The 2443-nt window shown below is 61.5% G+C and carries 3 protein-coding genes and 1 tRNA gene; all 4 read right to left on the bottom strand.

Annotation, left to right across the window (positions count from 1 at the left end; translation table 11 throughout):
- Positions 1 to 269 precede the first annotated feature (269 nt).
- On the bottom strand, positions 270 to 728 hold the full coding sequence (gene tnpA / locus CZ345_RS00480; protein ID WP_077071246.1) for an IS200/IS605 family transposase: 459 nt from the start codon (positions 726 to 728) through the stop codon (positions 270 to 272).
- A gap of 193 nt (positions 729 to 921) precedes the next feature.
- Positions 922 to 997, bottom strand: a tRNA-Ala gene (locus CZ345_RS00475).
- A 198-nt stretch (positions 998 to 1195) separates the two neighbouring features.
- Positions 1196 to 1879, bottom strand: coding sequence for a 4Fe-4S binding protein (locus CZ345_RS00470; RefSeq protein ID WP_077071245.1), 684 nt, complete (start codon positions 1877 to 1879; stop codon positions 1196 to 1198).
- Positions 1880 to 2011: 132 nt separating this feature from the next.
- Positions 2012 to 2443, bottom strand: a 432-nt coding sequence (locus CZ345_RS16945; RefSeq protein ID WP_204224182.1) for an ATP-grasp domain-containing protein, incomplete at its 5' end; no start/stop codon positions are given.

Genomic DNA, 2443 nt, shown 5'->3' with positions numbered 1-2443 from the left:
TGGCGACCTGAACAATCACCATCCTAGGAGGAGGGCGGCCCGTTGCGTAGCATCAGTGGGATCCACCCGCGTAGCGGGTGGTTTTCAGTGGCGCGCTGCGCGCGCCACAGGGTTGATGACCCTTGAATCAGGACCACCCGCATAGCGGGTGGTTTGCTCTTAGGGTGTAACCCTAGGGGCCCAGGCCAGGGACTCAAGTCCCTGGCCTGAACGAAGTTCAGGCCCGATAGCCCCTTGACTCGTGGCACGCCCGTCGAACGGGCGGGCCGCTACCCCCTACCGAACGGGTCCTCGTACTCCTTCACGCTCAGCCTGTCCAGCGCGATGTCGGCGGCCTCCTGCTCCCTGATGTACTTGGCGATCGTGGCCTCGTTCAGGCCGACGGTGGACACGTAGTAGCCCTCCGCCCAGAACTTCCTGTTCCCGAACTTGTACTTGAGGTTCGCGTGCCGGTCGAACATCATCAGCGAGCTCTTCCCCTTCAGGTAGCCCATGAAGCTCGACACGCTGATCTTGGGCGGGATGCTGACCAGCATGTGCACGTGGTCCGGCATCAGGTGCCCCTCTATGATCTCCACCCCCTTCCAGCGGCAGAGCTGCCTGAGGATCTCCCCGAGGTCCTTGCGGTATTGGTTGTATATCGCCTTCCTTCTATACTTCGGTGTGAACACGATGTGGTACTTGCAGAGCCACTTCGTGTGCGCGAGGCTGTTGGCCTTCTGCGCCATGGCTATCACCCTCCTCTTGGGGCTGGCGACCTGAACAATCACCATCCTAGGAGGAGGGCGGCCCGTTGCGTAGCATCAGTGGGATCCACCCGCGTAGCGGGTGGTTTTCAGTGGCGCGCTGCGCGCGCCACAGGGTTGATGACCCTTGAAAAAGGACCTGCAGGCTAGCCTGCAGGTCCTTCTACAATGCTTGTGGTGGAGACGAAGGGAATCGAACCCTCGGCCTCTGCCATGCGACGGCAGCGCTCTCCCAGCTGAGCTACGTCCCCAAGCAGAGATACATTCTACCAACCTCTCGCGGACTGTCAACGGTCATTTCTACAAACAGAAAAACGAACTTCGTGGCTCGTACGGGCTGCCGGAACAATACGGGCACCTTATGCGAGAATCAAGCCATCATCCCGAGCGGGGCTTTAGCGATAAGGATGCGTGAATCCAACTCCGAAACGGGCGGCAGCGGGTCCGAATCAGCAACCCTTCGACCGCACGGCGCCCGCCGGACATACGTGGTAGCAGTTGCCGCACTCGTCGCAGCGCTCGCCGAGAATGCGGAGAGCGGCTCCGTCCCCTGTGGGGAAAATCGCCTTGTGCGTGCAGGCCTCCGTACAGGCACCGCACGCAATGCAGAGATCCGGATCGATCGACAGGCCCGCTTCCTCGAACACATCACCGCCGAAGGCGAAGCGCTCACGCAAGATCTTGTGGTCGCGATGGACCATGTTGAAATCGTAGTCGTAGAGCTCGCCATGGAAGCGATCGAGCACGAAAACGACCGTCTCGGGATACTTCTTGATGTCGTATACCGCTACGTTGAAGAGCGGGTTCGCCGCCGCCTTAGCGCCGACCTCCGCTTGGGTGAGCTCGCGGACGCTGCCCGCCACACGCACCATGTATCCGGGTTGAAAATGCGGCATGTTGTCTTCGTCCCAGACGCAGCGCCCGGCGGTATGCTCCGCCGACACGGCGAGCCATCCGAGCTTGAGCTGGCGGTAGAACGGCTTCACGCGCATGGTACGCAAGTAGAGGCCGTCCTCATCGAAGGCAAAGAAATGCGCGGTGCGCGCGTCAACGCCTCCCGCACCGTCAAGCGTGGCGAAACTGCAGCATCCCACCTCGTCGAATAGCTTGTATACCTCTTCCACGGTCTTCATCTGCAACACCCCTTTCTCTCGCTCCGACCGGCGATGAGGACGGAGCTTGATGCAATCAGGCTAGTCGGCCAACAACGACGTTGGACGGGCGGCGTGCTGCGCGAGCAGCTAACGCTCTGCCGCTTTTCCGCGTTAGCCGAAAAGAGTTCGATATCGCCCGGCGATGTAGGCGGCATGCTCCGCCATGAGGTCGTAGCCCAAAAGCTCCTCGCAATCAGCGGAGACATTCGAGACGGAGTTGGCGTCGATGAACACAGGCGCCGCCTCGGTCTCGATGACATCAAAGCTGCCCAGCTCGAACCCCAGAAGCGCAGCAGCCTGCTCCGCGGCGGTGCAGACGCTATCCGGGCAGTCGGTATAGGGCTCGAACGTGGAGCCGAAGTGATAGGACGAGAGCCCGTTGGCGGCGACGCTGCGTCTATGCGCATGCGCGACGCGTCCGCCCACGATCTCAATGCGTGTGAGATAGCCCGCCCGCGCCCGCTCGAATGACTCGACGATGAAAACGGTTGTAGACGGCGCCGCCGCAAGGAACGCCTGCGCCTCGCCCGCATCGCGCAACAT

The organism is Mailhella massiliensis, assembly GCF_900155525.1.
GTDB lineage: Bacteria > Desulfobacterota > Desulfovibrionia > Desulfovibrionales > Desulfovibrionaceae > Mailhella > Mailhella massiliensis.
Note: the sequence above shows the minus strand (reverse complement) of the source record. Positions and strands in the feature narration are given on the sequence as shown.

Coding starts and splice junctions, on each gene's coding strand:
- tnpA (WP_077071246.1), bottom strand. CDS start 728: ATGGCGCAGAAGGCCAACAGCCTCGCGCACACGAAGTGGCTCTGCAAG.
- CZ345_RS00470 (WP_077071245.1), bottom strand. CDS start 1,879: ATGAAGACCGTGGAAGAGGTATACAAGCTATTCGACGAGGTGGGATGC.